This window comes from Streptomyces sp. NPDC020597 (assembly GCF_044335095.1).
GTDB lineage: Bacteria > Actinomycetota > Actinomycetes > Streptomycetales > Streptomycetaceae > Streptomyces.
The window spans coordinates 268,986-294,607 of sequence record NZ_JBIRUL010000006.1 but is presented as its reverse complement, the minus strand read 5'-3'; the positions used below and the strand labels follow the sequence as shown (position 1 = coordinate 294,607).

The following is a 25,622-nucleotide window of genomic DNA, read 5'->3' as shown; positions in this document are numbered from 1 at the left end:
CTAGCGGGAGATCAGCCCCGGCCGTGGCGCAGCGCGGGGTGCTCGCCCGCCGCCACCAGGTCGGCCACCGCGGTCTTGGGGTCGCGCCCGGTCACCAGGGACTCGCCGACGAGGACGGCGTCGGCGCCGGCGTTGGCGTACGCGATGAGGTCGTGCGGGCCGCGGACGCCGGACTCGGCGATCTTCACGATGTTCGCCGGGATCTCGGGGGCCACCCGCTCGAAGGTCCCGCGGTCGACCTCGAGGGTCTTGAGGTTGCGCGCGTTGACGCCGATCACCTTGGCGCCGGCGTCGACGGCCCGCTCGACCTCGTCCTCGTCGTGGACCTCGACGAGCGGGGTGAGGCCGATGGAGACGGCGCGCTCGATGAGCGACTCGAGGGCCGACTGCTCGAGGGCGGCCACGATGAGCAGCGCGAGGTCGGCGCCGTACGCGCGGGCCTCCCACAGCTGGTACGAGGTGACGATGAAGTCCTTGCGCAGGACGGGGATGTCCACCCGGGCGCGGACCGCCTCGAGGTCGGCGAGCGAGCCGCCGAACCGGCGCTGTTCGGTGAGGACGGAGATGACGGCCGCGCCGCCCGCCTCGTAGTCGGCGGCGAGGCCGGCGGGGTCGGCGATCGCGGCCAGCGCGCCCTTGGACGGGCTGGAGCGCTTGACCTCACAGATCACCTTGACGCCGTCGCCGCGGAGCGCCGCGGCCCCGTCCCTGGCGGCGGGGGCCTTGGCCGCCAGCTCCTTGAGCTCGTCGAGGCTGACGCGCGCCTGCCGCTCCGCGAGGTCGGCACGGACTCCGTCGATGATCTCGTCGAGCACACTCACGCGAGCGGCCCCCTTCCGGCTGAGAGACGGTCGGCCCTTTTGCGACCGAGGGAGAAACAGATGGTCACTCGATGGTATCCGGAGCGGGGCGATGGCCTCGCATCCGGTTGACGGCGGTCCCACTACCTGGACATCGCCCTGTCGATCAAGGATGCAGCCAGCCGCCGAACGGCAGGTTCCGGACAACCGTGAAGACCAGCAGCAACGCGCCGAGCGTCCACAGTTGCACGGGGGTGGGGTCGACGCGCACCGGCCGGCCGCGCGCCGCGCGGACCACCCAGACGGTCCACACGACGGCGAAGCCGAGGTAGGCGAGGACGGCCGGGGCGTTGTCGTGCAGCGCGGTCTGCAGGTCGCCGTGCACGAACGCGTGCGCGCTGCGCAGGCCTCCGCAGCCGGGGCAGTACAGGCCGGTGTAGCGCAGCAGCGGACAGGCCGGGTAGTGGCCGGGCTCGTTGGGGTCGACGGCCCCGACGTAGGCGAAGGCCCCGGTGACGGCCGCGAGGATGCCGACGGGCACGGCCAGGCGTCGAAGGACGGTGGTCGTCGCACTGCGGCTGTCGGCGTTCACGATGCGCATTGTGCCCCGCCGTGGCCGCACGCGCGCGTGCAGGGCGCGGCCGGGCATGCGTGAGGGGCGGCCGGTCGTCCACCGGCCGCCCCTCACGAAAACGGGTCGCTCAGCCCTCGGCGCCCGCGGGCTCGCGGGTGGCCGTGACCTGGTGCACCGGCTGGGCCGCGGCCTTCGGCCGGCCGAGGCCCGCCGCGCGCATCGCCAGGCCGACGAAGCCGGAGAGCGCCACGATCGCCATGCCGGCCCAGAAGCCGAGCGGCTCGGCCATCACCATGAACGCGCCCGCGACGGTGAACCCGATGATGGCGATGGTGACACCGGTCCAGGCGGCTGGGGTGTGTCCGTGGCTGCTGCCCGCCATGACTTGCTCCTCATTGCTGTCTCTGTGTCCGTCCGAGCCGGACGCTCGTCGTCCATTGTCCCGTACGCGCACGCCCGGTGGACGCGGGGGTGGGATCCGGTCGCGTCTGATGCGCCACATCGGCGGCCCGGGACGGTGACCTGGTCAGGGGCCTGTCAGGCGGGGCCGGCGCCGGTCGGGTCCTCGCCCCGGTCCAGGGCCTTCCACATCTCCTCGGGCCGGTCGGGGTCGGCGGGCCTGGGGGCGCGCCGGGGACGGGGGGTGCCGTCGCGTTCGTAGCGGCCCGACATGGCGGGCCACCCGCGGCCGTAGCGCAGGGCGAGCAGGCCTGCGAGGAGGATCAGGGCGCCGCCCGCGGCCGCCGCGTAGGGCCAGGCGGTGTGGGTGAACGAGGCGACGGTGGCCGAGGTGTCGCCGGAGGCCTTGGCGGCCTGCTCGTCGAGCGCGGAGCCGTCGCTCGCCCCGAACAGGGCGGTGGCCATGATCCCGGCGCCGGACAGCGCGAGCAGCAGGGAGACGGCAAGGCGGCCGGTGCGGCGGACGGCGAAGACGGCGACCAGCGCGGCGAGGCCCACTATGGCGAGCGCCGCGGGCACGCCCGTCACGTCGCTGCCCCTGGCGGTCAGCGGGAAGGCGCCACCGGCCACCGTGGCCGTGCCCTGCGACCAGCGCTGCCGGGTGGACAGCAGGGCCACGGCCGCGCCCAGCGCGCCGAACAGCAGGGCGAGGGCGAGGCTCCGGCGGCCCGACCGGGCGGACGCGGTCTCGGAACGGGGGTGAGGTGCAGCAGTCACGTGCTCCACTATCGCCTGAACCCCGGGCGATACGTCACCCGGGGTTCAGTGAGACGCGTCCTATCGGGCGGCGGGCGTCTCGCGTCCGCCGGACTTCTCCTCAGGCGCTCGGGCCGCCGAGGCGGTTGGCGGTGTGCACGGCGCGCAGCACGGCCGCCGCCTTGTTGCGGCACTCCTGGTCCTCGGCGACCGGATCGGAGTCGGCGACGATGCCCGCGCCGGCCTGGACGTAGGCGGTGCCGTCGCGCAGCAGGGCCGTGCGGATGGCGATGGCGGTGTCGGAGTCCCCGGCGAAGTCCAGGTAGCCCACGCAGCCTCCGTACAGGCCGCGCCGGGAGGGCTCGAGTTCGTCGATGATCTGCATGGCGCGCGGCTTGGGGGCGCCGGAGAGGGTGCCGGCGGGGAAGCAGGCGGTGAGGACGTCGAAGGCGGTACGGCCGGCGGCGACCTGTCCGGTGACGGTGGAGACGATGTGCATCACGTGCGAGTACCGCTCGACGGACATGAAGTCGACGACCTCGACCGAGCCGGGCTCGCAGACCCGCCCCAGGTCGTTGCGGCCCAGGTCGACGAGCATGAGGTGCTCGGCGCGCTCCTTGGGGTCGGCGAGCAGCTCGTCGGCGAGGGCCTGGTCCTCCTGCGGGGTGGCGCCCCGGTGCCGGGTGCCGGCGATGGGGTGGACCATGGCCCGTCCGTCCTCGACCTTGACCAGGGCCTCCGGGGAGGAGCCCACGACGTCGAAGCCGTCGAAGCGGAACAGGTACATGTACGGGGAGGGGTTGGTGGCCCGCAGCACCCGGTAGACGTCCAGCGCGCTCGCGGTGCACGCCGTCTCGAAGCGCTGGGAGGGGACGACCTGGAAGGCCTCGCCCGCGCGGATGCGCTCCTTGACGTCCTCGACGGCCTCCCGGAAGTCGGGGCCGCCCCACAGCGCGGTGTACTCGGGCAGTTCCGAGGGCGGCAGGACGGCCGGCGGCTGGGCGACGGCGCGGGAGAGGTCGGCCTCCATGGCGTCCAGCCGGGCGATCGCGTCGGCGTGTGCCTCGTCGACGCCGGTGTCGAGGTCGTTGTGGTTGATCGCGTTGGCGATCAGCAGGACGGAGCCCTCCCAGTGGTCCATGACGGCGAGGTCGCTGGTGAGCAGCATCGTCAGCTCGGGCAGCTTCAGGTCGTCCCGCTCGCCGGGGCCGATCTTCTCCAGGCGGCGCACGATGTCGTAGCCGAGGTAGCCGACCATGCCGCCGGTGAAGGGCGGCAGGCCCTCCTGGTGGGGGGTGTGCAGGGTCTCGACGGTGGCGCGCAGCGCGGCGAGCGGGTCGCCCTCGTCGGGGACGCCGACGGGCGGGGCGCCGAGCCAGTGGGCCTGGCCGTCGCGTGCGGTGAGCGTGGCGGCGCTGCGGACGCCGACGAAGGAGTACCGGGACCAGGAGCGGCCGTTCTCCGCGGACTCCAGCAGGAAGGTGCCGGGGCGCTCGGCGGCGAGCTTGCGGTAGAGCGCGACCGGGGTGTCGCCGTCGGCGAGGAGCTTGCGGGTGACCGGGATGACCCGACGGTCGGTGGCCAGCTTGCGGAACGTCTCGAGGTCCATGGCGGCTGACCTTACTGATCCGAGCCCGTGACGCCGGAATCGGCGCCCGCGGCGTCCTTCAGAAGGACGTCGGCCTCGAAACAGGTGCGGGCGCCGGTGTGGCAGGCCGCGCCGGTCTGGTCGACCTGGACGAGCACGGTGTCGGCGTCACAGTCGAGGGCGACGGACCTGACCTGCTGGACGTGGCCCGAGGTGTCGCCCTTGACCCAGTACTCGCGGCGGCTGCGCGACCAGTAGGTGCAGCGGCCGGTGGTGAGCGTGCGGTGCAGCGCCTCGTCGTCCATCCAGCCGAGCATGAGCACCTCACCGGTGTCGTACTGCTGGGCGATGGCGGGGACGAGCCCGTCGGGGCTGCGCTTGAGACGCGCGGCGATGTCGGGGTCCAGGCTGCTGGGCGTGGGCGTGCTGGTCATGCCTGCCATTGTGCCGCGCGCCACTGACGGTGACGGCGCGGTGTCCACTGTGCGGACCGTGCACGGGGTCGTAGGCTGGCCGCATGTCCACTTTCGCGAAGCGTGAACGGCTTCTGCTCGCCGACCTCTTGGAGACCGCGGGCCCTGAGGCGCCCACTCTCTGCGAGGGGTGGCAGACCCGTGACCTGGCCGCGCACGTGGTGGTGCGCGAGCGCCGTCCGGACGCCACCGGAGGCATCCTGATCAAGCAGCTGGCGTCGCGCCTGGACCGGGTGATGGAGGAGTTCGCCGCGAAGCCGTACGGGGAGCTGATCCAGCTGATCCGCACGGGTCCGCCGCGTTTCTCCCCGTTCCAGCTCAAGCAGCTCGACGAGGCGTCCAACACCATCGAGTTCTACGTGCACACGGAGGACGTCCGCCGGGCGCGGCCCGACTGGTCCGCGCGCGAACTCGACCCGGTCTTCCAGGACGCGCTGTGGTCGCGGCTGGAGCGCACCGCGCGCCTGATGGGCCGCGGCATGCCGACGGGCCTGGTCCTGCGCCGCCCGGACGGCCGTACGGCGGTCGCCAACCGGGGCACGCCGGTCGTGACGGCCACGGGTGAGCCGTCGGAGCTGCTGCTGTTCCTGTACGGGCGGCAGAGCGCCGCCGCGGTGGAGCTGGACGGCGAGAAGGAAGCGATCGACCGGCTGCACGGCGGCAAGCAGCTCGGCATCTGAGCGGCGTGCGGGCCGGGGGGCCGGCGGCCCGGCCCCCCGGGGGTGGGGTCAGCGCGGCAGTTCGGCGCGGCGCAGGTCGGGCACGCTCAGGGCCACGACGCCGCCCAGCCCGCAGACCGCGGCGCTCACGACGAAGACGGGGCCGGTGCCCCAGGCCCCGACGGCCGCGGCCGACACCGGCATGCTGAGCGGGGTGAGACCGACGCTGACCAGGCTGGAGACGGCGGTGACGCGGCCCAGGCAGGCGGGGTCGGCCTGGGTCTGCAGCAGGGCTCCGCACACGGCGCCGCTGAGCCCGGCGAGCAGTCCGATCAGCAGGGCCGTGCCGACGGCGGTGACGAGGGTGGGCGCGAACGCGAGGGCGCCGATGGCCACGGAGCCCGCCAGGATCGACCAGCCGGCCAGCCGGCCGGCGTGCGGGAGCCGTCCTCGCAGGGTCAGCAGCAGGGAGGCGGCGCCCGCGCCGACGCCGAACCCGGAGAGCACCCACCCCATGCCGGCGGCGCCCCAGCCGCGTTCGTCGGCCAGCAGGGTCAGGCCCACGTTGAGGGGCCCGACGAAGCCCAGGTCGCCCAGGGCGATGGCCAGCAGCAAGGGGGCGAGGACGCGGTGGCGGCGTACGTACCGCAGGCCGGCCCGCAGGTCGCTCCGGGCGGTGCCGCCGGCGGCCGCCCGGTCGTCGGCGGGCAGCTCGCGGACGCGCACGGAGCACAGCAGCGGCACCGAGACCGCTATCAGCAGCCCGGCCAGGGAGAACGCGGCGGCCGCGCCGCCGACCGCCACGCCGAGACCGCCGAGCGGCCCGCCGACGACGCTCGCGAACCGGATGGCGAGGCCGCGCATGCCCTGGACGCGTGCGAGCTGCCCGCGGCTCGTCACGCGCGCGGGAAGCGCGCCCACGGCCGGCATGAAGACGGCGTCGACGGCGCCGAAGACCAGGGCGAGCAGGGTGAGCGGCCACAGTCCGGGAGTCGTCGCGTACAGCAGCGCGGCCACCGCGAGGACGGCCGCACAGCGCACGGCGTCGCTGCCGATGACGACCCCGCGCGGACCCAGCCGGTCGGCGATCACTCCCCCGCCCAGCATCAGCAGGGCCCGCGGCACGGCGCTCGCCGTCATCACCAGCCCGGCCTGTGCGGCGGTGCCGGTCTGCACGGCGGTCCACGACAGGGCGATGTAGTAGACGCTGTCGCCGACCATGGAAGCGGTGTAGGCGGTGAGCCAGCGCAGCACGTTGGGGTCGCGGTGGGCGGGGAGTTCGGGGGCGGTGCGCTGGACGGTCTCGTGCGTGGCGGTGGTCACCGGCAGCCTCTCTCCCACGGGAGCGGACACGGATTCGGGTACGGCGGCGGACGCGGCGCCGGGTCCGGGTCCGGCGACGGACGGGGAGGCGGGTCCGGGCGCCGGATCAGGCACGGAACGGGAACGAGTACGTGTGCACGGAGACGTTCTCGCGGCCGGGGGAAACGTCGGCGCCCTCGGCGGCGTCCGCGGCCCTGCCCCGCTCTTCGTACCTGCGCAGGAGCGCGAGCATCTCGGCGTTGAGCTCGGCCAGTTCGTCCGCGGTGAGACGCAGGATGGACTCGGAGGACTCGGCGCTGCGGTTCCACTCGGCGCCCCAGTGGGTCCGCTCGTCGAGCCAGCGCCGGTACATGTCCATGCGGTCCTCGGCGAAGAGCCTGCTGGCCGCGGTGTGCGCGGCCGCCTTCTCCGGGGCGTCGCGGAAGTCCTCGTCGCGGATGCTCACGCCGTCGGAGGAGAGCCGCCACCAGCGCTCGCGGCCGTCCGCGCTCTGCGGCTCGGCCTCCTCGATCAGCCCGTGCTCGGCGAGCTTGCGCAGGTGGTAGCTGACGAGCGAGACGGCCTCGCCCACCTGGTCGGCGAGGTGGGAGGCGGTGGCGACACGGGCGACGGTCAGCCCGCGGTACAGCTGCATCCGCAACGGGTGGGCGAGCGCCTTCAGCGTGCCCAGGTCCGTGATCCGGCGATTGCGTTCCCTGCCTGTCATGTCCCCCACGGTAGACAGGAAGGAATAGTTGCGCAATATATTTTGCGCAACTTATCTTTCTTTTCTCGGGACGAGTGAGCCCCGGCCGCCAGGTGGCCGGGGCTTACCAGGTCAGGAGCGCCGCGCGTCCCGGCGCGGGTCCGCCGGTGTCACCGCACCGGGTGGCCCGCCTCGCGCAGGGTCTGCTTGACCTCGCCGATCCGCAGGTCGCCGAAGTGGAAGACCGACGCCGCCAGCACCGCGTCCGCGCCCGCCTCGACGGCCGGCGGGAAGTGCGTGAGCCGGCCGGCGCCGCCGGAGGCGATCACCGGGACCGTCACGTGCTTGCGCACCGCGGCGATCATCTCCAGGTCGTAGCCGTCCTTCGTGCCGTCCGCGTCCATCGAGTTCAGCAGGATCTCGCCCGCGCCCAGCTCCGCCGCCCGGTGCGCCCACTCGACGGCGTCGATGCCGGTGCCTCGGCGGCCGCCGTGGGTCGTCACCTCGAAGGAGCCCGACTCCGTGCGCCGGGCGTCCACCGACAGGACCAGCACCTGCCGACCGAACCGCTCGGCGATCTCCCGGATCAGCTCCGGGCGGGCGATCGCGGCCGTGTTGACGCCCACCTTGTCGGCGCCTGCCCGCAGCAGCTTGTCGACGTCCTCCGGGGTGCGCACCCCGCCGCCCACGGTCAGCGGGATGAACACCTGCTCGGCGGTGCGGCGCACCACGTCGTACGTAGTCTCTCGGTTGCCGGAGGACGCGGTGATGTCCAGGAACGTCAGCTCGTCGGCGCCCTCGGCGTCGTACACCTTGGCCATCTCGACGGGGTCGCCCGCGTCCCGCAGGTTCTGGAAGTTGACGCCCTTGACCACCCGGCCGGCGTCCACGTCCAGGCAGGGGATGACTCGTACGGCCAGCGTCATGACGCGGGCACCTCCTCGTCGCCGTCGCCGTCGCCATCGCCATCGCCGTGGCCGTCGCCGTCGCCGGAGCGGAACGCCTCGACCTCGACCTCGACGACCAGACTCGGGTCCACGAAGCCGGACACGATGACCATGGACGCGGCGGGCCGGACGGCGTCGAACAACTCCTTGTGGGCGCGCCCGATGTCGTCGACGTCCCGCGCGTGGGTGAGGTACATGCGCGTGCGCACGACGTCTTCGCGGCCGAGCCCGAGCTTCTCCAGGGCGGCGAAGGCCACGTTGAAGGCGTTCACCGTCTGCTCGTACGGCCCCCCGGCGGCGATCTCACCGTCCACCACGGAGGTGCAGCCGGAGACGAGCACCAGCCCGCCCGGCAGCTGCACCGCGCGGGAGTAGCCGAAGGCCTCCTCCCACGGTCCGCCGGACCCGATCCGGCGCACCTCGCTCACCGGGCCACCGCTTCCAGGGCCTCTTCCAGCGTGAACGCCTTCGCGTACAGCGCCTTGCCGACGATCGAGCCCTCGACGCCGAGCGGGACGAGCTCGGCGATGGCGCGGAGGTCGTCCAGCGACGACACGCCACCGGAGGCGACGACGGGCCGGTCGGTGACGGCGCAGACGTTCTTCAGCAGCTCGAGGTTGGGGCCCTGCAGGGTGCCGTCCTTGGCGATGTCGGTGACCACGTACCGCGCGCAGCCCTCCCGGTCGAGGCGCGCCAGCGTCTCGTAGAGGTCGCCGCCGTCGCGGGTCCAGCCGCGGCCGCGCAGGGTCGTGCCGCGGACGTCCAGGCCGACCGCGATCCTGTCGCCGTGCTCGGCGATGACCTTGGCGACCCACTCGGGCGTCTCCAGGGCGGCCGTGCCCAGGTTCACCCGCGTGCAGCCGGTGGCCAGGGCGGCGGCGAGGGTGTCGTCGTCGCGGATGCCGCCGGAGAGCTCCACCTTGATGTCCATCGCCTTCGCGACCTCGGCGATCAGCGCGCGGTTGTCGCCGGTGCCGAACGCGGCGTCCAGGTCGACCAGGTGCAGCCACTCGGCGCCCGACCGCTGCCAGGCGAGGGCCGCGTCGAGCGGGGAGCCGTAGGAGGTCTCGGTCCCGGACTCGCCGTGCACGAGACGGACGGCCTGGCCGTCGCGGACGTCGACGGCGGGGAGGAGTTCGAGCTTGCTCACAGTGTTCCGATCCAGTTGGTGAGGAGCTGGGCTCCGGCGTCGCCGGACTTCTCGGGGTGGAACTGCGTGGCCCACAGGGCGCCGTTCTCGACCGCGGCCACGAAGCGCTCGCCGTGCGTCGCCCAGGTCACCCGGGGGGCGCGCATCGCGGGGTTGAGCACCTCCAGGGACCAGTCGTGGACGGCGTAGGAGTGCACGAAGTAGAAGCGGGCGTCCGCGTCGAGGCCGGCGAACAGCTGGGAGTCGGCCGGGGCGTCCACGGTGTTCCAGCCCATGTGCGGCACGACGTCGGCCTGCAGCGGCTCGACCGCGCCGGGCCACTCGTCGAGGCCCGCGCTCTCCACGCCGTGCTCGATGCCGCGCTCGAACAGGATCTGCATGCCGACGCAGATGCCCATCACCGGCCGGCCGCCGGACAGCCGGCGGCCGATGATCCAGTCGCCCCGGGCCTCCTTCAGGCCGCGCATGCAGGCGGCGAAGGCGCCGACGCCCGGCACCAGCAGTCCGTCGGCGTTCATCGCGGTGTCGAAGTCACGGGTGATCTCGACGTCCGCGCCGGTGCGCGCGAGGGCGCGCTCGGCGGAGCGGACGTTGCCGAAGCCGTAGTCGAAGACCACGACCTTCTTCGCGCCGTTCGCGCTGCTCAATTCCACACCTCCAGCCGCATCACACCGGCGACGAGGCACATCGCGGCCCCTATCGAGAGCAGCACGATCAGGCTCCGGGGCATCTGCTGCTTCACGAAGGAGTAGATGCCGCCGGCCAGGAAGAGGCCGACGACGATCAGGATGGTCGACAGTCCGGTCATGGCTTTACAGCGCGCCCTTCGTGGAGGGGAGGATGCCGGCCGCGCGCGGGTCGTGCTCACAGGCGTAGCGCAGGGCCCGGGCGAGCGCCTTGAACTGGCACTCCACGATGTGGTGCGCGTTGCGCCCGTAGGGCACGTGCACGTGCAGCGCGATCTGCGCCTGCGCGACGAAGGACTCCAGGATGTGCCGGGTCATCGTCGTGTCGTACTCGCCGATCATCGGCGCCATGTTCTCGGGCTCGGTGTGCACGAGGTAGGGGCGGCCGGACAGGTCGACGGTGACCTGGGCGAGGGACTCGTCCAGCGGGACCGTGCAGTTGCCGAAGCGGTAGATCCCCACCTTGTCGCCGAGGGCCTGCTTGAAGGCGGCGCCCAGCGCGAGGGCGGTGTCCTCGATGGTGTGGTGCGAGTCGATGTGCAGGTCGCCGTCGGTCTTCACGGTCAGGTCGAACAGCCCGTGCCGGCCGAGCTGGTCGAGCATGTGGTCGTAGAAGCCGACGCCGGTCGACACGTCGACCTTGCCGGTGCCGTCGAGGTCGACCTCGACGAGGACCGAGGTCTCCTTCGTGGTGCGCTCGATTCTTCCGACGCGGCCTGCGCGAGTCATGCGTTCGTCTCCTTCTTCAGTTCACGGACCGCGTCGAGGAACGCGTCGTTCTCTTCGGGGGTTCCGGCGGTGACCCGCAGCCAGCCGGGCACGCCGTTGTCCCGGACCAGGACGCCCCGGTCGAGGATCTGCCGCCACACCGCGTGGGCGTCGTCGAACCGCCCGAACTGCACGAAGTTGGCGTCGGACGGCGTGACCTCGTAGCCGGCCGCGAGCAGTTCGCCCACCAGGCGGTCCCGCTCCGACTTCAGCTGCTCGACGTACTTCAGCAGGGTGCCGGTGTGTTCCAGGGCGGCCAGCGCGGTCGCCTGGGTGACGGCCGACAGGTGGTAGGGCAGCCGGACCAGCTGGACGGCGTCCACCACCGCCGGGTGCGCGGCGAGGTACCCGAGGCGCAGTCCCGCCGCGCCGAAGGCCTTCGACATCGTGCGCGACACGACGAGGTGCGGCCGGCCCTCGATCAGCGGCAGCAGCGAGTCGCCGTGGCTGAACTCGATGTACGCCTCGTCGACCACGACGATCGACGGCTTCGCGGCCTGGGCGGCCTCGTACAGCGCGAGGACCGTCTCGGCCGGGACGGCGGTGCCGGTGGGGTTGTTGGGGGTGGTCACGAAGACGACGTCAGGGCGGTGCTCGGCGATGGCCTTCTCCGCGGCCGCGACGTCGACGGTGAAGTCGGCGCCTCGCGGCCCGGAGATCCACCCGGTCCCGGTGCCGCGGGCGATGAGCCCGTGCATCGAGTACGACGGCTCGAAGCCGATCGCCGTGCGGCCGGGTCCGCCGAAGGTCTGCAGCAGCTGCTGGAGGACCTCGTTGGAGCCGTTGGCGGCCCACACGTTGGCCGGGGCGACCTCGTGCCCCGCCGTGTCGGTGAGGTACCTCGCCAGCTGCGTCCGCAGCTCCACGGCGTCGCGGTCGGGGTACCGGTTGAGGTGGCGGGCCGCGTCGCGCACCCGCTCGGCGATCCGCTCGACCAGCGGCTCGGGCAGCGGGTAGGGGTTCTCGTTCGTGTTCAGCCGTACGGGCACGTCCAGCTGGGGCGCGCCGTAGGGGGACTTGCCGCGCAGCTCGTCCCGTACGGGGAGATCGTCGATTCCGAAGCTCACTGGGTCGTCGGCACCTTCCATGCGAACCGCGCCTTGATGGCCGCCCCGTGGGCCGGCAGGTCCTCCGCCTCCGCCAGCGTCACCACGTGGTGCGCGACCTCGGCGAGCGCGTCGCGCGTGTAGTCGACGATGTGGATGCCGCGGAGGAAGGACTGCACGGACAGCCCCGAGGAGTGGCAGGCGCAGCCACCCGTCGGGAGCACGTGGTTGGAGCCGGCCGCGTAGTCGCCGAGCGAGACCGGCGCCCAGGGCCCGACGAAGATCGCGCCCGCGTTCCTCACCCGGTCGGCCACGGCGGCGGCGTCCGCCGTCTGGATCTCCAGGTGCTCCGCGCCGTAGGCGTCGACCACCCGCAGGCCCTCGTCGACTCCGTCGACCAGCACGATCGCCGACTGCCGGCCGGAGAGCGCCGGGACGATCCGGTCCTCGACGTGCTTGGTGGCCGCGACCTGCGGCGCCAGCTCCTTGGCGACCGCGTCCGCCAGCTCGACGGAGTCGGTGACCAGGACAGCGGCGGCCAGCGGGTCGTGTTCGGCCTGGCTGATCAGGTCGGCGGCGACGTGCACGGGATCGGCCGTGGCGTCGGCGAGGACGGCGATCTCGGTCGGTCCCGCCTCGGCGTCGATGCCGATCTTGCCGGCGAAGTAGCGCTTGGCGGCGGCGACCCAGATGTTGCCGGGGCCGGTGACCATGTTCGCGGGCGCGCAGGACTCGGTGCCGTACGCGAACATCGCGACGGCGGTCGCGCCGCCGGCCGCGTACACCTCGTCGACGCCGAGCAGGGCGCACGCGGCGAGGATCGTCGGGTGCGGCAGCCCCCCGAACTCGGCCTGTGCGGGTGACGCCAGGGCGATGGACTCGACGCCCGCCTCCTGTGCGGGCACCACGTTCATCACCACGGAGGACGGGTAGACGGAGCGGCCGCCGGGCGCGTACAGACCGACCCGGTCGACGGGCACCCACTTCTCGGTCACGGCGCCGCCGGGCACGACCTGGGTCGTGCGGGTCGCACGGCGCTGCTCACGGTGGACGAGACGGGCGCGGCGGATGGACTCCTCCAGGGCCGCCCGCACGGCGGGGTCGAGCCCGCCCAGCGCGTCGGCGAGGGCCCCGGCCGGGACCCGGACGGATTCCAGCCGGACCCCGTCGAACCGCTCGGCGAAGTCGATCAGCGCCGCGTCGCCCCGATGATGCACGGCCTCGCAGATCGGACGCACCTTCTCGAGGGCGGCCGAGACGTCGAAGTCGGCTCGGGGCAGCAGGTCGCGCAGGGCGGGTCCCTCGGGAAGGGCGTCGCCGCGCAGATCGATTCGGGAGATCACGTCGCCAATTCTCTCAGACCGGGATCGGGCGTCGTCCGCGCGTATCAATGGCTGATACAGACCGTGGCCGGAATCGGAAGATCGCCTTCACGAGGGGTGTTCGGGCGGTCACCCGGCGGGCAGAACCAGCGGGGCGATACCCATGAGTCACGGAGGGGGGACGGGTGACAGCGGTGACCGACGGCGCCGGTGACCTGCCGGACGACCTGACCGCGGCCGAGGCGGGCATGTGGCAGGCCTTCCGCAACGGCAGCGTGTACGACCTGAGCAGCGGGGACCCGGTCGACGACGATCCGCACGGGGGCCGTCCGTGGGGCGGGGCGAGGACCGTGCGGGCCCGGACGGTCGCCTGGCTGCTGCTGGACGGGCCGCCGGCGCTGTCCGGCCGGGTCGCCTCGATGAAGCTGGCCGGCGTGCAGATCAGCGGCTCGCTGGACCTCGCGGGCGGCACGGTGGTGCCCTACGTGGAGATGAAGCGCTGCCGCTTCGAGCAGGACGTGCTGCTGCCGGAGGCGCGGTTCACGACCATGCGGCTGGTGGACTGCTCGGTGCCGCGCCTGGAGGCGGCGCGGGTGCACACCGAGGGCGATCTTCACCTCCCGCGCTGCCGCTTCCACAACGGCGTGCGGCTCACCGACGCGCACATCGGCACGGACCTGATGCTGAACCAGGCGATCGTCCACCGGGACCGCACCGGCCGCTCGATCGCCGCCGACGGCATGACGGTCGGCCAGGACCTCCAGGCCGAACTGCTCGAGTCGCACGGCGAGCTGAGCCTGCGCAGCGCCAAGATCGGCGTGTCGCTGAGCCTGCGCGGGGCGCGGCTGGTCAACCCGTACACGCGGCTCGCGCTGAACGCGCCCCAGCTGACCGTGGAGCGTTCGCTGTACCTGACCCCGGCGGGGGTCGGCGGACACGCGCTGAGCGGCGTCACCCCGGCCCGCGGCACGCGGATCCAGCGTTTCGAGTGCCGGGGCGGGATACGCCTGGACGACGGCCGGTTCGGGGACGCGGTGGATCTGGAGCGGGCCCGGTTCGTCCTCACGGACGACCAGGAGCTGTCTCTGCGCCGGGTGCAGACTCCCGAGCTGCGCTTCCTGGGCGAGCAGCCGCTGCGCGGCAAGGTGGTCCTGTCCGGCGCGCGGGTGATCAACCTGGTGGACCGCGCGAGCGCGTGGCCGGCTCCGGGCGCGCTGCACATGGGCGGCTTCGCCTACGAGAACCTGGTGCCGCAGGGGCCGTTCCCGCTGACCGAGCGGTTGCGCTGGGTGGCCGCGGCGACGGCCGAGTACGCCCCGGAGCCGTACGAGCGGCTGGCGGCCGTGCTGCGCAGCGGCGGGGAGGACGAGGACGCGCGCGAGGTCCTGCTGGCCAAGCAGCGCCGTCGTCGCGAGACCCTGCCGCCGGCCGCGAAGCTCTGGGGCTACGCGCAGGACTGGACGGTCGCCTACGGGTACCGTCCGGGCCGCGCGGCGGTGTGGATGGCGGTGTTGTGGGCGGCGAGCTCGCTGGCGTTCGCACACGCGGCGCACCCGCCCGTCGACCGGCAGGGACACCCGCCCTGGAACCCGGCGCTGTTCGCCCTCGACCTGCTGCTGCCGGTCATCGACCTCGGGCAGGTCGGCCAGTGGCAGCTGAGCGGCGGCTGGCAGTGGCTGTCGTCGGCGCTGGTCCTGCTCGGCTGGGTCCTGGCGACGGCGGTGGCGGCGGGGGCGACGAGACTGCTGCGCCGGGGCTGAGGGACAGCGGGTCCGCAGGGGTGCGCAACGGAAAAAGTTGTTGAACGCTCACCTTTACCATCCCTTGACCTGGGGGCGTACAACTTTCCACAGGTTGCGCGATCCCTCTGGCGGAATCTGAAGCCGCGGCTTTTCAATGGTCGGCACCATGGCTCTGCTGCCCCCCTTCATCCGCGCCCCCCGGAGCACCCGGCAGGCACGGAACGCCGCCCCCCACAGCGCCGCCGGGCTCCCCACCGACGACGAGGTGCTCCTCGACGTGCCCGACGACCGGCTCGGGCCCGCGCTGGTCGCCGCCGCCCTCGGCGCCTACGCGCCCGCCGCCGAACTGCTGGCCCACACCCGGGAACGGGCCGAGTGGGAGTACCGCGACCGGTACGCGACCCGGCTCGCGGCCTTCGCCCGCTCCCGCCCGGAGTGGTTCGAGGACTGGCGCGCCGCCGCCCCACGCGACCCCGACGTCCTGCTCGTCGCCGCCCAGCTCGCCGTGGCGCGGGCCTGGCAGTCGCCGGCCCGGGCCGAGCTGCTGCGCGAGGTGAGCCCGCTGATCACCGCCGCCGCGCAGAGCGACGTCCGCGACCCGGTGCCGTGGCGGATAGCCCTGGACCACGCCCGAGGCTCCCGGGCCGGGCACAAGTACTTCGGCGAACTGTGGGCGGCCGCGGTGCGCCGAGCCCCGCACCACTACGGCTGCCATGTCGCCGCCAAGCGCTATCTGGCCGAGTCCTGGCACGGCTCCCACCGCGAGTGCTTCGACTTCGCCGACCGGGCCGCGCAGGACGCGCCGGCCGGCTCCCTCGTCCAGGCGCTGCCGGCCCGCGCGGCCTTCGCCTATCTCACCGACGGCTGCGGCCCCGAGGTGCCGCGCGAGCGGCTGGACGCGGCCGCCGACCGCGCCGTCGCGCTCTCCGCGCGCTTCCCGGCCGCCGACCCGTGGCCCGCCGAGATCCGCAACGTGCTGACGTACGTCCTGGTCCGCCTGGACCGCCGCGCCGACGCACTCGCCCAGCTGCGGCTGATCGGCCCGTACGCCACCTCCTTCCCCTGGGGACGGCTGTCGGACGACCCGCTCGGCCACTTCCTGGCCGTGCGCGAGGAGGTCCGCTCGGGGCCGTCCGAACGCCCCCCGTGGCAGCCGGGTGACGGGCACGGCGGACGAGCCCGGTCGCTGGACCATTAGGCTTCTGCGTCGTGACCACCGTCCGTCTGCCGCTCTTCCCGCTGAACTCGGTGTTGTTCCCGGGACTCGTGCTCCCGCTCAACGTCTTCGAGGAGCGCTATCGCGCCATGATGCGCGATCTTCTGAAGACCCCCGAGGAAGAATCGCGCCGGTTCGCCGTCGTGGCCATCCGTGACGGCCACGAGGTGGCGCCCAGCGCCCGGGGGCTCCCCGACCGCACCGCGGTGACCGAGCGCGGCCCGGCCGCCGGGTTCGGCGACGACCCCGCGAGGACGTTCCACGGCGTGGGCTGCGTGGCCGACGCGGCGACGATCCGGGAGCGCGCCGACGGCACCTTCGAGGTGCTGGCGACGGGCACCACCCGCGTCAAGCTGCTGTCGGTGGACGCTTCGGGCCCCTTCCTGACGGCGGAGCTCGAAGAGCTGCCGGAGGAACCGGGCGACGAAGCGGGCGCCCTCGCCGAGGGCGTGCTGCGCGCCTTCCGCCAGTACCAGAAGCGGCTGGCGGGGGCCCGCGAGCGCTCGCTGGCCACCGGCGCGGACCTGCCGGACGACCCCTCGGTGGTGTCGTACCTGGTGGCGGCGGCGATGATGCTGGACGTCCCGAGCAAGCAGCGCCTGCTGCAGGCCCCCGACACGGCCTCACGTCTGCGGGACGAGCTGACCGTGCTGCGCGCCGAGACGGCGATCATCCGCAGCCTGCCCTCACTGCCCGCGGCGGACCTGACCCGCGCCCCGACCAGTCTCAACTGAAGGCCCCATGGCGAAGAAGCCGAAGAAGCAGCAGCAGTCCGGCGGCACGCCCGCGACGGTGGCCCTGACGGCGGCGGGCGTGGACTACACGGTCCACGCCTACGACCACGACCCGAGCCACCCCTCCTACGGCGAGGAGGCGGCCGAGGCGATGGGCGTCTCCCCCGACCGCGTCTTCAAGACCCTGGTCGCGGACGTGGACGGAGCCCTCACCGTGGCGGTCGTCCCCGTCGCGGGCTCCCTCGACCTGAAGGCCCTGGCCTCGGCGGTGGGCGGCAAGCGGGCGGCGATGGCCGACCCGGTCCTCGCCGAACGCACCACGGGCTACGTCCGCGGCGGCATCTCCCCGCTGGGCCAGCGCAGGAAGCTCCGCACGGTCCTGGACGACTCGGCGACGAAGCACGCCACGATCTGCATCTCGGCGGGCCGCCGGGGCCTGGAGATCGAACTGTCCCCCACAGACCTCACCACCCAGACCGCCGCCCTACTGGCCCCCATCGCCCGCCCCTGACCGGCCATCCAGCCCCCACGCCTCTCAAGGCCGCCCGGCCATCCAGCCCGTCCGGCGTTTGAGGACGAGGCCGTCCAGGCCGATCGGGGGTCCAGGGGGCAGAGCCCCCTGGCGGGGTGAGCACAGGGGCAGCACCCCTGAGGACGGGACGGGAAGGGAAGGGAAGGGGCGGCGGGGGCGAGAACCGCCCCCACAGCACCCCGCAGCGGCACCGCCCCTACGCCGTAGGCGCCCCGTACGGCGGGAACGGCTCGGGATCCCGAGGCCCGAACAGGGCCGTGAGCCCCAGATGCACCAGCATCGCCGCCAGCGACCACGCCAGCAGCGCCCCCTTCGCCCCCAGCTTCAACGGCGCCGAGAACGTGACACCCTTGCCGGCGGCCTGCGCATGGGCGATCACGTCGGAGTCGGGCCCGAGCCACACCCCCAGCCGCCAGGCCAGCAGCGATCCGAGAAGACCGCCCACGCCGAGCGCCACCACCAGCGGCACTCCCCCGCGCCGCCGCCACAGGAAGACCGCCGCCGCGCTCACGGCGCCGCACGCCAGGGCCAGCAGGGTGAACGTGCCGTCCACCCCGATCGCCTGCTCCCCCTCGGTGTCCTTGAAGTAGACGACCCAGCTGCCGTCCGACAGCTCGCCGACGAGCGGCACCTTCGGCGCCAGCCACACCCACAGCAGTCCCAGCAGGACTCCGAGGAGGGCGACCCCCGCCGTGATCACGGCGGCTTCCCGCAGTTCGGTCTTCATCCCGGGCCCGTCCTGTCCGTACGCGCCGTCGTGGGGCGCGGTGGCCACTCCCGCGTACCCTCCGGGCGAGGGCGGCCAGGTCTCGTGCGACGACGGTTCGTGCGGCGGCGGAGGCGGAGTCAGCGGTGCGGTCACACTGACATCGTGCCAGGCCCGCCCGTGCGGCGCGTCACCGGACGGCGGCCCGGCGGTACGCCCAGGTGGCGACGGCGAGCGAGACCACGCCCACGCCCGCGCAGACGGCGAGGTCACCGAGCACGAACGCCCAGTCGGGGTGCGGCCCGAAGGTCCGCGCGAAGGCCTCGACGCCGTACGTGGACGGGAGCAGGTCGCGGGCGAGACGCACCGCCTCCGGCATCCGGTCCGGGGGCAGCACGCCCAGCAGGAGCGCCGCCGACATGCCCAGCTGCCCCAGCACGGTGGCCAGCTCCGGCCGCGGCGCGAGCAGCCCGCAGGCCGCGCCGAGACCGGACAGCGCGGCGCCCGCCAGGGGGATGACGGCCGCCAGCACCCACAGATGGGTCAGCGGCAGACCGAACAGCACACAGCCGAAGACCGCGGTCACCAGCGTCCCCGGCACGGTGAACGAGGCGTAGGCCCCGGCCGCGCCGAGCACGACCGCGGCCGGCGGCACGGGCAGGGTCGCGTAGTGGTCCAGCCCCCCGCTCGCCCGCAGCTGCCCGAAGTACTGCGCGAGCAGGTTCAGCGCGACGAAGGCCACGACGAGCACCGCGGAGCCCGCCACGACGGCCTCCGCCTCGCTTCCGCCGTCCACCACGCCGCGCATCATGATCAGGATGCCGACCGACTGGAAGGTCGCCACGAACAGCAGCGGGATGCGCGCCACCCGTGCCCGGGACAGCTGGGCCCGGTACACGGCCACGAGCGACGGCCACAGCCGGGCGCGCGGCGCGAGTTCGGCGGCCGCGGCGCGGGGCGTCTCGGTGACGGCCCGGGCGCCGCCCGGCAGAACCTCGGCGGGTACGACACTCACGTGGCGCTGCTCCTCTTCCCTACGGCTCTCATACCGTCCCATACGGGTCCGGCGGCCCGCCCGCTCAGTCCGCCGCCAGGGGCGCTCGCCGTCCACCTCGCGCTCACGCCCTCACCAGCCCCTGCCGTGCCGCCCCGCCGAGCGCCAGGTAGACGTCCTCCAGGCTCGGCGTGGCGAGGGTGAAGTCGTCCAGCGCGGCGAAAGCGGCCCCGCCGGTGACGGTGGCGACGACCGCGCGGGCCTCGTCGGGGGCCAGCCGCAGCGTCCAGCGGCGCCCCGACTCCAGGGCCCGCTCGCGCAGCGCGGCGACCTCGGGGACGTCCATCGGGGCCCGATCCCGCCACACCAGCTCGACCCGCACCTCGTCGGCGACCTGCTGCTTGAGGCCGGCGGGGGTGTCGCAGGCGATGACCCGGCCCTGGTCGAGGACGGCGACCCGGTCGAGCACGGTCTCCGCCTCGATGACGTTGTGGGTGACGAGCAGCACGGTCGTGCCGCGCTCGGCCCGCCGGCGGTCGACGGCGGCCCACACCGCCCGCCGGGCCACCGGGTCCATGCCGGTGGTCGGCTCGTCCAGCACCAGCAACGGCCGCTCCCCCACCAGGACGGCGGCGAAGCAGGCCAGCCGGCGCTGACCGCCGGACAGCTTGCGCAGGGGCCGTCCGGCGAGCGGGGTGAGGCCCAGTTCGTCGAGGACGGCGTCCCGCTCCCGGCGTGCCGTGTGCACGTCGAGGCCGCGCAGTCGCGCGGTGGTCTCGGCGGCGAGGGAGACGGTGAGGTCGTCGAGGGCGGTGGACTCCTGGCCGAGGTAGGCGAGGATGCGGGCGGCCCGCTCGGGGTGGCGCACGATGTCGTGACCGAGGATCTCCACGCTGCCCGCGTCAGGACGCATCAGCCCGGTCATCTGCCGGACGAGGGTGGTCTTGCCGGCGCCGTTGGGTCCGAGCAGCCCGAAGATCTCACCGCGCCGGATGTCCAGCCGTACGTCGTCGGTGGCCCGGACCTCGGTTGTCGCGGGGGTGCCGCGCCGGGCGCGGACCGCCGGATAGGTCTTGGTCAGACCGCGCACGGCACACACGACCTCGTTCCCGTGCCGAAGGGGCGGTGCCGCGCGCGTACTCACAAGGGACGAGAGTACGGGGTCGCGGGCCGCAGCTCGCGGTCGGGGCGTCGCGGGCGGCCCGCTCAGTCCGCCGCCGGAGCGTGCCCGGCGGCCGTGCGCACGTCGATCTCGCGCCAGAAACCCGCCCGGATGGCGTACCGGTCGTGCTCGTCGATCTGGTCGTCCTTGTGGGCGAGCAGCCCGAAGCGGGCCGCGTACCTCAGCAGCTCGCCGTCGATGCGGTGCGGGATACGCGGGTACATGCCCGACAGCTTCTGCAGGTGGCTCTGGTCGCCGAGGCGCCCCATCCAGCGGCGGGCGAACACCTGTCCCACCTCGTAGGGGTCGCCGCCGACGGTGGTGATGTCCTCCTCGCGGTCGGCCCACCGCTGTTCGGCGGTGGTGACCTGCGCGAGCGTCGGCATCGAGGCGACCTCTGCGGGCTCGGGGGCGGAGCCGGGGCGGTCCACCCAGCCCTTGTCGGAGGACCAGCGCAGGGTCGCGGTGGCCGGATGCTGGGCGGCGGGCGCCCCGGGCGCCCGTAGGGCGGCGAGGTCCTTGGGGGTGGGGACGCCCTTGGGGGCGGGTCCGCGGTCCTGTGTGCCGCTGTCGGAGCCGGCGGTCACCGAGGGGTGCTCGGCCTCCTCCGGGGGCCGCTCGACGGTGGGGGCGAGCCCGGAGTCCGGCAGCGGGGCGGAGAGGATCGCGGCGATCTCGGGGCGCGGCGCGGGCGGCGGCGCGCAGACCCCGCCGAGCTCCTTCGCGCGGACCGCCTTCGTGATCCAGATGCGGTCCAGGACGCGCCGCTCGTCGGCCTCGGCTACCAGGTCCTCGGACTGGTTGTAGTCGCCGTCGGCGGCCTGGACGGCCCAGAGGTGGACGGCGACGCCGTGCTCCTTGGCGGCCATCATCCCCGGCAGCAGGTCGCCGTCGCCGGTGACGAGGACGACGTCGGAGCAGGCGCGGTTGCGGGCCAGCTCGGTCAGCTCGGCGTGCATGGCGGCGTCGACGCCCTTCTGCGCCCACCGCCCGTCGCTGCGGGTCAGGGCGCCCAGCCGGACCGTCACCCGGGGCATCACGCGCAGTCTGCGGTGCTCCGGCTGGGGGACGCGGTCCGGGGCGCCGTCGAACCAGTAGATGCGCAGCAGCGGACGCTCGGTCTCGGACTCGGCCTGTTCGCGCAGTCCCTGGACGAGCGCGGCGTGGTCGACGGTGATACGGGATCGCGAGGGTTCTCCGGCGAGGAGACTCGCGGCCGCCCCCAGCAGATACCCGGCGTCCACCAGGACGATGCAGCGGTCCACACGACTCACCCTCTTTCCGGGAGGTTTGCTTCGGGCTTCCTTCGAGTCTGCCCGACCGCGCGGAGGTTAACGGCTGGAACTCGATCTTCGGCGTGGCGTTTGGAGGCGCCACGCTCCGACGAACCCTGTCACAGACGGTAATTATCCGAAATGCGTCGTGCGTCAGCCTATGTGAATCTGGTCCCGGCCCTGGCCCCTAGATCACCCACAGGAGGCAGATCACCATGGCCAAGAACAAGAAGCAGGACCGTAAGCAGCCGCAGTCCGAGCGTGGCCCGCAGGCGGCGCAGCCGTCGTCGATGGAGTCGCAGACCGAGCAGCGCATCGCCCAGGCGACGCCTGCCGACATCGCCCGCAAGGGCCGGCAGAAGCGCTTCGGACACAACTGACGTCTGCACGGCGGGCCGTCGCGGCCCGGGCATGCACGAGGGGCGCATCCGGTGCCGGATGCGCCCCTCGCCGTCGGGTCCCCCGCGCGCTCAGCCCGCCAGGCAGGACGGGCCGAGCAGGACCTTCAGATCGCCGAAGAGGGCGGGGTCGGGCTTGACCCGGTGCCGGTCCAGACGCAGGACGGTCGTCTTCGTCGGGCCCTGGAGCCGGATGCGGACCTCGCTGTCGCCCTTGTGCTGGGTCAGGATCTCGCCGAGGCGGTTGATCATCGGCGGGGTGACCCGGGTCGCCGGGATGGTGAGGATCACGGGCGCGTTGGTGCCCGCGTTCGACAGGTCCGGGACCTGCAGCTCCATCGCGACCAGCCGCGGCACGTCCTCGCGCTTGTCGAGGCGGCCCTTGACGAAGACGACGGCGTCCTCGACGAGTTGGGTGGAGACGAGCTGGTAGGTCGCGGGGAAGAACATGCACTCGATGGAGCCCGCGAGGTCCTCCACGGTGGCGATCGCCCAGGCGTTGCCCTGCTTGGTCATCTTGCGCTGCAGGCCGGAGATGATGCCGCCGATGGTGACCACCGCGCCGTCCGCGTGCTCGCCGCCGGTGAGCTGGGCGATCCCCGCGTCCGCCTTGTCGGACAGCACGTGCTCCAGGCCGAAGAGCGGGTGGTCGGAGACGTACAGACCGAGCATCTCCCGCTCCTGGGCGAGCAGATAGGTCTTGTCCCACTCGTCCTCGGTGAAGACGACGTCCAGGCCGAAGCCCGGTTCGCTGGTCTCCTCCTCGCCCATGCCGCCGAAGAGGTCGAACTGTCCCTCGGCCTCCTTGCGCTTGACCGCGACCACGTTGTCGATCATCGGCTCGAAGTGCGCGGTGAGACCCTTGCGGGTGTGCCCCAGGGTGTCGAACGCGCCCGCCTTGATCAGCGACTCCGTGGTGCGCTTGTTGCAGGCAACGGCCTCGACCTTGTCGAGGTAGTCGGGGAAGGAGGCGTACTTGCCTTTGGCCTTGCGGCTCCTGATGATCGACTCCACCACGTTGGTGCCGACGTTACGGACGGCCTCGAGGCCGAAGAGGATCACGTCGTCGCCCTGGGCGGCGAAGTTGTGCACCGACTCGTTGACGTTGGGCGGGAGCACCTTGATGCCCATGCGCCGGCACTCGTTGAGGTAGACGGCCGACTTGTCCTTGTCGTCCTTGACCGAGGTGAGCAGGCCGGCCATGTACTCGGCGGGGTGGTTCGCCTTCAGGTAGGCGGTCCAGTAGGAGACCAGGCCGTACGCGGCGGAGTGCGCCTTGTTGAAGGCGTAGCCGGCGAACGGGACCAGCACGTCCCACAGGGCCTGGATCGCCTCGTCGCTGTAGCCGTTCTTCTTGGCGCCGGCCTGGAAGATGGTGAAGTTCTTCGCCAGCTCGTCGGGCTTCTTCTTGCCCATCACACGGCGGAGGATGTCGGCCTCGCCGAGCGAGTACCCGGCGATGATCTGGGCGGCCTTCTGCACCTGCTCCTGGTAGACGATCAGACCGTAGGTGACGGCCAGGACCTCTTCTAGGGGCTCCTCCAGCTCCTTGTGGATCGGGGTGATCTCCTGGAGCTTGTTCTTGCGCAGCGCGTAGTTGGTGTGCGAGTCCATGCCCATCGGGCCCGGACGGTAGAGCGCGGAGACGGCGGAGATGTCCTCGAAGTTGTCGGGCTTCATCAGACGCAGCAGCGAGCGCATGGGGCCGCCGTCGAACTGGAAGACGCCGAGGGTCTCACCGCGCTGGAGCAGTTCGAAGGTCTTCGGGTCGTCGAGCGGCAGGGCCAGCAGGTCGAGGTCGATGCCCTTGTTGGACTTCACCATCTTGACGGCGTCGTCCATGATCGTCAGGTTGCGCAGGCCGAGGAAGTCCATCTTCAGCAGGCCGAGCGACTCGCACTGCGGGTAGTCCCACTGGGTGATGGTCACGCCGTCCGTGTGCCGCACCCAGATCGGGGCGTGGTCGACGATGGGCTCGCTGGACATGATCACGCCGGCCGCGTGCACACCCATCTGCCGGACCAGGCCCTCGACGCCCTTGGCGGTGTCGATGACCTTCTTGACGTCCGGCTCGTTCTCGTACATCGCGCGGATCTCGCCCGCCTCGCTGTACCGCGGGTGCGAGGGGTCGGTGATGCCGTTGAGGTCGATGCCCTTGCCCAGGACGTCGGCGGGCATGGCCTTGGTGAGACGGTCGCCCATCGCGTAGGGGTAGCCCAGCACGCGCGCGGAGTCCTTGATGGCGTTCTTCGCCTTGATCTTGCCGTAGGTGCCGATCATGGCGACCTTGTCGGATCCGTACTTCTCCGTGACGTACCGGATCACCTCGACGCGCCGGCGCTCGTCGAAGTCGATGTCGACGTCGGGCATGGAGATGCGCTCGGGGTTGAGGAAGCGCTCGAAGATCAGACCGTGCGGGATCGGGTCGAGGTCGGTGATGCCCATGGCGTAGGCGACGATCGAGCCGGCCGCGGAACCACGCCCCGGACCGACCGCGATGCCCTGGTTCTTCGCCCACATGATGAAGTCCGCGACGACGAGGAAGTATCCCGGGAACCCCATCTTGATGATGACGTCCATCTCGTACTCGACCTGCTTCTGCCGGTCGTCGGGGACGCCGCCCGGGAAGCGGCGCTCCATGCCCCGGCGGACCTCCTCCTTGAACCAGGTGATCTCCGTGTAGCCGTCGGGGATGTCGAACTTCGGCATGAGGTTCTTCTCGACGAACATGCCGGTGGTGTCGATCTGCTCGGCCACCAGGAGGGTGTTGGCGCAGCCCTCCTGCCAGGCGTCCGAGGAGTCGATGGCGTACATCTCCTCCGTGGACTTCAGGTAGTAGCCGGTGCCGTCGAAGCGGAAGCGGTCCGGGTCGGAGAGGTTCTTTCCGGTCTGGATGCACAGCAGCGCGTCGTGCGCGGTCGCCTCGTGCGCGTAGGTGTAGTGCGAGTCGTTGGTGACCAGCGGCGGGATGCCGAGCTTTCTGCCGATCTCCAGCAGTCCGTCGCGGACCCGGTGCTCGATGTCGATGCCGTGGTCCATCAGCTCCAGGAAGTAGCGGTCCTTGCCGAAGATGTCCTGGTACTCGGCGGCCGACTTCAGGGCCTCGTCGAACTGGCCGAGGCGCAGCCGGGTCTGGAGCTCGCCCGAGGGGCAGCCGGTGGAGGCGATGAGCCCCTCGGACCACTGGGAGATGGTCTCCTTGTCCATCCGGGGCCACTTCTGCAGCCAGCCCTCGGCGTACGCGTCCGAGGAGAGCTTGAAGAGGTTGTGCAGGCCCGTCGCGTTCGCCGCCCAGATGGTCTTGTGGGTGTAGCCGCCGGAACCGGAGACGTCGTCGCGCTTCTGGTGCGGCTGGCCCCACTGGATCTTGCGCTTGTTGCGCCGCGACTCGGGGGCGACGTACGCCTCGATGCCGATGATCGGGGTGACGCCCGCCTTCTTCGCGGTGTGGAAGAAGTCATAGGCCCCGTGGAGATTGCCGTGGTCGGACATGGCGATGTGGGTCATGCCCATCTCGTTGCACGCGTCGAACATGTCCTTCAGCCGCGCGGCACCGTCCAGCAGCGAGTACTGGGTGTGGACGTGCAGGTGCGTGAACGGCGGCTTTGACACGGCTGCGGCCTCCAGGGGAAACATGGGTCGACTGGCGTCCCACCGGTTTCGGGCGGTCGGGGGGACAGCGTCGAAG

At 72.6% G+C, this 25,622-nt stretch carries 27 protein-coding genes; 6 read left to right on the top strand and 21 right to left on the bottom strand.

Annotated features, from left to right (window positions below):
* Positions 1-11: 11 nt before the first annotated feature.
* The 6 genes from trpC to hisI form a co-directional block, all read right to left on the bottom strand.
* Entirely contained in the window at positions 12-821 is an 810-nt protein-coding gene (gene trpC, locus ACH4ZA_RS13825; protein ID WP_319276716.1) for an indole-3-glycerol phosphate synthase TrpC, read from the bottom strand.
* A gap of 145 nt (positions 822-966) precedes the next feature.
* Complete coding sequence (locus ACH4ZA_RS13820; protein ID WP_398429471.1) at positions 967-1,401, bottom strand: DUF2752 domain-containing protein; 435 nt, start codon at positions 1,399-1,401, stop codon at positions 967-969.
* A gap of 100 nt (positions 1,402-1,501) precedes the next feature.
* The gene (locus tag ACH4ZA_RS13815; RefSeq protein WP_319276719.1) at positions 1,502-1,756 is read right to left on the bottom strand and encodes an HGxxPAAW family protein; all 255 of its coding nucleotides are present in this window, start codon (positions 1,754-1,756) and stop codon (positions 1,502-1,504) included.
* A gap of 155 nt (positions 1,757-1,911) precedes the next feature.
* Positions 1,912-2,559, bottom strand: coding sequence for a TIGR02234 family membrane protein (locus ACH4ZA_RS13810; RefSeq protein WP_398429470.1), 648 nt, complete (start codon positions 2,557-2,559; stop codon positions 1,912-1,914).
* Positions 2,560-2,650: 91 nt separating this feature from the next.
* Positions 2,651-4,138: an anthranilate synthase component I gene (locus ACH4ZA_RS13805; protein ID WP_319276722.1), complete on the bottom strand. Its 1,488-nt coding sequence runs from the start codon at positions 4,136-4,138 to the stop codon at positions 2,651-2,653.
* An 11-nt stretch (positions 4,139-4,149) separates the two neighbouring features.
* The gene (hisI, locus tag ACH4ZA_RS13800; protein ID WP_319276723.1) at positions 4,150-4,551 is read right to left on the bottom strand and encodes a phosphoribosyl-AMP cyclohydrolase; all 402 of its coding nucleotides are present in this window, start codon (positions 4,549-4,551) and stop codon (positions 4,150-4,152) included.
* 83 nt (positions 4,552-4,634) lie between these two features.
* Here hisI and ACH4ZA_RS13795 point away from each other — a divergent pair, with 83 nt between their 5' ends.
* A complete protein-coding gene (locus ACH4ZA_RS13795; protein WP_398429469.1) occupies positions 4,635-5,270 on the top strand; it encodes a TIGR03085 family metal-binding protein in 636 nt (211 codons plus the stop codon).
* A gap of 48 nt (positions 5,271-5,318) precedes the next feature.
* Here the strand turns inward: ACH4ZA_RS13795 and ACH4ZA_RS13790 are convergent, their stop codons facing one another.
* From ACH4ZA_RS13790 to hisD, 10 genes are all read right to left on the bottom strand, one after another.
* Positions 5,319-6,572: an MFS transporter gene (locus ACH4ZA_RS13790; protein WP_398429467.1), complete on the bottom strand. Its 1,254-nt coding sequence runs from the start codon at positions 6,570-6,572 to the stop codon at positions 5,319-5,321.
* Positions 6,573-6,678: 106 nt separating this feature from the next.
* A complete protein-coding gene (locus ACH4ZA_RS13785) occupies positions 6,679-7,278 on the bottom strand; it encodes an ArsR/SmtB family transcription factor (protein WP_398429465.1) in 600 nt (199 codons plus the stop codon).
* 149 nt (positions 7,279-7,427) lie between these two features.
* On the bottom strand, positions 7,428-8,183 hold the full coding sequence (gene hisF / locus ACH4ZA_RS13780) for an imidazole glycerol phosphate synthase subunit HisF (RefSeq protein ID WP_319276729.1): 756 nt from the start codon (positions 8,181-8,183) through the stop codon (positions 7,428-7,430).
* On the bottom strand, positions 8,180-8,632 hold the full coding sequence (locus ACH4ZA_RS13775; protein ID WP_398429464.1) for a RidA family protein: 453 nt from the start codon (positions 8,630-8,632) through the stop codon (positions 8,180-8,182). Before ACH4ZA_RS13775 ends, hisF begins: the two co-directional genes overlap by 4 nt.
* Positions 8,629-9,354, bottom strand: coding sequence for a bifunctional 1-(5-phosphoribosyl)-5-((5-phosphoribosylamino)methylideneamino)imidazole-4-carboxamide isomerase/phosphoribosylanthranilate isomerase PriA (priA, locus tag ACH4ZA_RS13770; protein ID WP_351677513.1), 726 nt, complete (start codon positions 9,352-9,354; stop codon positions 8,629-8,631). The genes ACH4ZA_RS13775 and priA overlap by 4 nt, the downstream gene beginning before the upstream one ends.
* Positions 9,351-10,007, bottom strand: a complete 657-nt coding sequence (hisH, locus tag ACH4ZA_RS13765; protein ID WP_319276733.1) for an imidazole glycerol phosphate synthase subunit HisH — start codon at positions 10,005-10,007, stop codon at positions 9,351-9,353. The genes priA and hisH overlap by 4 nt, the downstream gene beginning before the upstream one ends.
* Entirely contained in the window at positions 9,998-10,162 is a 165-nt protein-coding gene (locus ACH4ZA_RS13760) for a hypothetical protein (RefSeq protein ID WP_057580120.1), read from the bottom strand. Before ACH4ZA_RS13760 ends, hisH begins: the two co-directional genes overlap by 10 nt.
* Positions 10,163-10,166: 4 nt before the next feature.
* On the bottom strand, positions 10,167-10,769 hold the full coding sequence (hisB, locus tag ACH4ZA_RS13755) for an imidazoleglycerol-phosphate dehydratase HisB (protein WP_319276735.1): 603 nt from the start codon (positions 10,767-10,769) through the stop codon (positions 10,167-10,169).
* Entirely contained in the window at positions 10,766-11,875 is a 1,110-nt protein-coding gene (locus ACH4ZA_RS13750) for a histidinol-phosphate transaminase (protein WP_398429463.1), read from the bottom strand. Before ACH4ZA_RS13750 ends, hisB begins: the two co-directional genes overlap by 4 nt.
* Complete coding sequence (gene hisD / locus ACH4ZA_RS13745) at positions 11,872-13,197, bottom strand: histidinol dehydrogenase (protein WP_398429462.1); 1,326 nt, start codon at positions 13,195-13,197, stop codon at positions 11,872-11,874. Before hisD ends, ACH4ZA_RS13750 begins: the two co-directional genes overlap by 4 nt.
* A 164-nt stretch (positions 13,198-13,361) precedes the next feature.
* Here hisD and ACH4ZA_RS13740 point away from each other — a divergent pair, with 164 nt between their 5' ends.
* The 4 genes from ACH4ZA_RS13740 (at position 13,362) to ybaK (ending at position 17,379) form a co-directional block, all read left to right on the top strand.
* Positions 13,362-14,936 carry an oxidoreductase gene (locus ACH4ZA_RS13740; RefSeq protein ID WP_398429461.1) on the top strand — a complete coding sequence of 525 codons (1,575 nt, stop codon included), beginning with the start codon at positions 13,362-13,364 and terminating at the stop codon, positions 14,934-14,936.
* Positions 14,937-15,072: 136 nt separating this feature from the next.
* Entirely contained in the window at positions 15,073-16,116 is a 1,044-nt protein-coding gene (locus ACH4ZA_RS13735; RefSeq protein ID WP_319276741.1) for a hypothetical protein, read from the top strand.
* 11 nt (positions 16,117-16,127) lie between these two features.
* Positions 16,128-16,868, top strand: a complete 741-nt coding sequence (locus tag ACH4ZA_RS13730) for an LON peptidase substrate-binding domain-containing protein (protein WP_319276743.1) — start codon at positions 16,128-16,130, stop codon at positions 16,866-16,868.
* A 7-nt stretch (positions 16,869-16,875) separates the two neighbouring features.
* Positions 16,876-17,379, top strand: coding sequence for a Cys-tRNA(Pro) deacylase (gene ybaK, locus ACH4ZA_RS13725; protein WP_398429459.1), 504 nt, complete (start codon positions 16,876-16,878; stop codon positions 17,377-17,379).
* Between the two features lie 217 nt (positions 17,380-17,596).
* On the opposite strand, the gene ACH4ZA_RS13720 is transcribed toward ybaK, so the two are convergent.
* The 4 genes from ACH4ZA_RS13720 to ACH4ZA_RS13705 form a co-directional block, all read right to left on the bottom strand.
* Positions 17,597-18,262: a DUF2567 domain-containing protein gene (locus ACH4ZA_RS13720; protein WP_319276747.1), complete on the bottom strand. Its 666-nt coding sequence runs from the start codon at positions 18,260-18,262 to the stop codon at positions 17,597-17,599.
* Positions 18,263-18,296: 34 nt separating this feature from the next.
* Positions 18,297-19,121, bottom strand: a complete 825-nt coding sequence (locus ACH4ZA_RS13715; protein ID WP_319276749.1) for an ABC transporter permease — start codon at positions 19,119-19,121, stop codon at positions 18,297-18,299.
* 103 nt (positions 19,122-19,224) lie between these two features.
* On the bottom strand, positions 19,225-20,199 hold the full coding sequence (locus ACH4ZA_RS13710) for an ABC transporter ATP-binding protein (protein WP_319276751.1): 975 nt from the start codon (positions 20,197-20,199) through the stop codon (positions 19,225-19,227).
* Between the two features lie 107 nt (positions 20,200-20,306).
* The gene (locus tag ACH4ZA_RS13705; protein WP_319276752.1) at positions 20,307-21,527 is read right to left on the bottom strand and encodes an NYN domain-containing protein; all 1,221 of its coding nucleotides are present in this window, start codon (positions 21,525-21,527) and stop codon (positions 20,307-20,309) included.
* A 224-nt stretch (positions 21,528-21,751) separates the two neighbouring features.
* Between ACH4ZA_RS13705 and ACH4ZA_RS13700 the strand changes: the two genes are divergently transcribed.
* Positions 21,752-21,916, top strand: coding sequence for a hypothetical protein (locus ACH4ZA_RS13700; protein ID WP_306953149.1), 165 nt, complete (start codon positions 21,752-21,754; stop codon positions 21,914-21,916).
* Between the two features lie 90 nt (positions 21,917-22,006).
* Here the strand turns inward: ACH4ZA_RS13700 and dnaE are convergent, their stop codons facing one another.
* Positions 22,007-25,546, bottom strand: coding sequence for a DNA polymerase III subunit alpha (gene dnaE / locus ACH4ZA_RS13695; RefSeq protein WP_398429457.1), 3,540 nt, complete (start codon positions 25,544-25,546; stop codon positions 22,007-22,009).
* Positions 25,547-25,622 lie beyond the last annotated feature (76 nt).

Excerpts from the sequence above, each read along its gene's own strand:
- ACH4ZA_RS13820 (WP_398429471.1), bottom strand. The coding sequence starts at position 1,401 with ATGCGCATCGTGAACGCCGACAGCCGCAGTGCGACGACCACCGTCCTT.
- ACH4ZA_RS13815 (WP_319276719.1), bottom strand. The coding sequence starts at position 1,756 with ATGGCGGGCAGCAGCCACGGACACACCCCAGCCGCCTGGACCGGTGTC.
- ACH4ZA_RS13805 (WP_319276722.1), bottom strand. The coding sequence starts at position 4,138 with ATGGACCTCGAGACGTTCCGCAAGCTGGCCACCGACCGTCGGGTCATC.
- hisI (WP_319276723.1), bottom strand. The coding sequence starts at position 4,551 with ATGACCAGCACGCCCACGCCCAGCAGCCTGGACCCCGACATCGCCGCG.
- ACH4ZA_RS13795 (WP_398429469.1), top strand. The coding sequence starts at position 4,635 with ATGTCCACTTTCGCGAAGCGTGAACGGCTTCTGCTCGCCGACCTCTTG.
- ACH4ZA_RS13785 (WP_398429465.1), bottom strand. The coding sequence starts at position 7,278 with ATGACAGGCAGGGAACGCAATCGCCGGATCACGGACCTGGGCACGCTG.
- hisF (WP_319276729.1), bottom strand. The coding sequence starts at position 8,183 with ATGACGCTGGCCGTACGAGTCATCCCCTGCCTGGACGTGGACGCCGGC.
- ACH4ZA_RS13760 (WP_057580120.1), bottom strand. The coding sequence starts at position 10,162 with ATGACCGGACTGTCGACCATCCTGATCGTCGTCGGCCTCTTCCTGGCC.
- hisB (WP_319276735.1), bottom strand. The coding sequence starts at position 10,769 with ATGACTCGCGCAGGCCGCGTCGGAAGAATCGAGCGCACCACGAAGGAG.
- ACH4ZA_RS13735 (WP_319276741.1), top strand. The coding sequence starts at position 15,073 with ATGGTCGGCACCATGGCTCTGCTGCCCCCCTTCATCCGCGCCCCCCGG.
- ybaK (WP_398429459.1), top strand. The coding sequence starts at position 16,876 with ATGGCGAAGAAGCCGAAGAAGCAGCAGCAGTCCGGCGGCACGCCCGCG.
- ACH4ZA_RS13700 (WP_306953149.1), top strand. The coding sequence starts at position 21,752 with ATGGCCAAGAACAAGAAGCAGGACCGTAAGCAGCCGCAGTCCGAGCGT.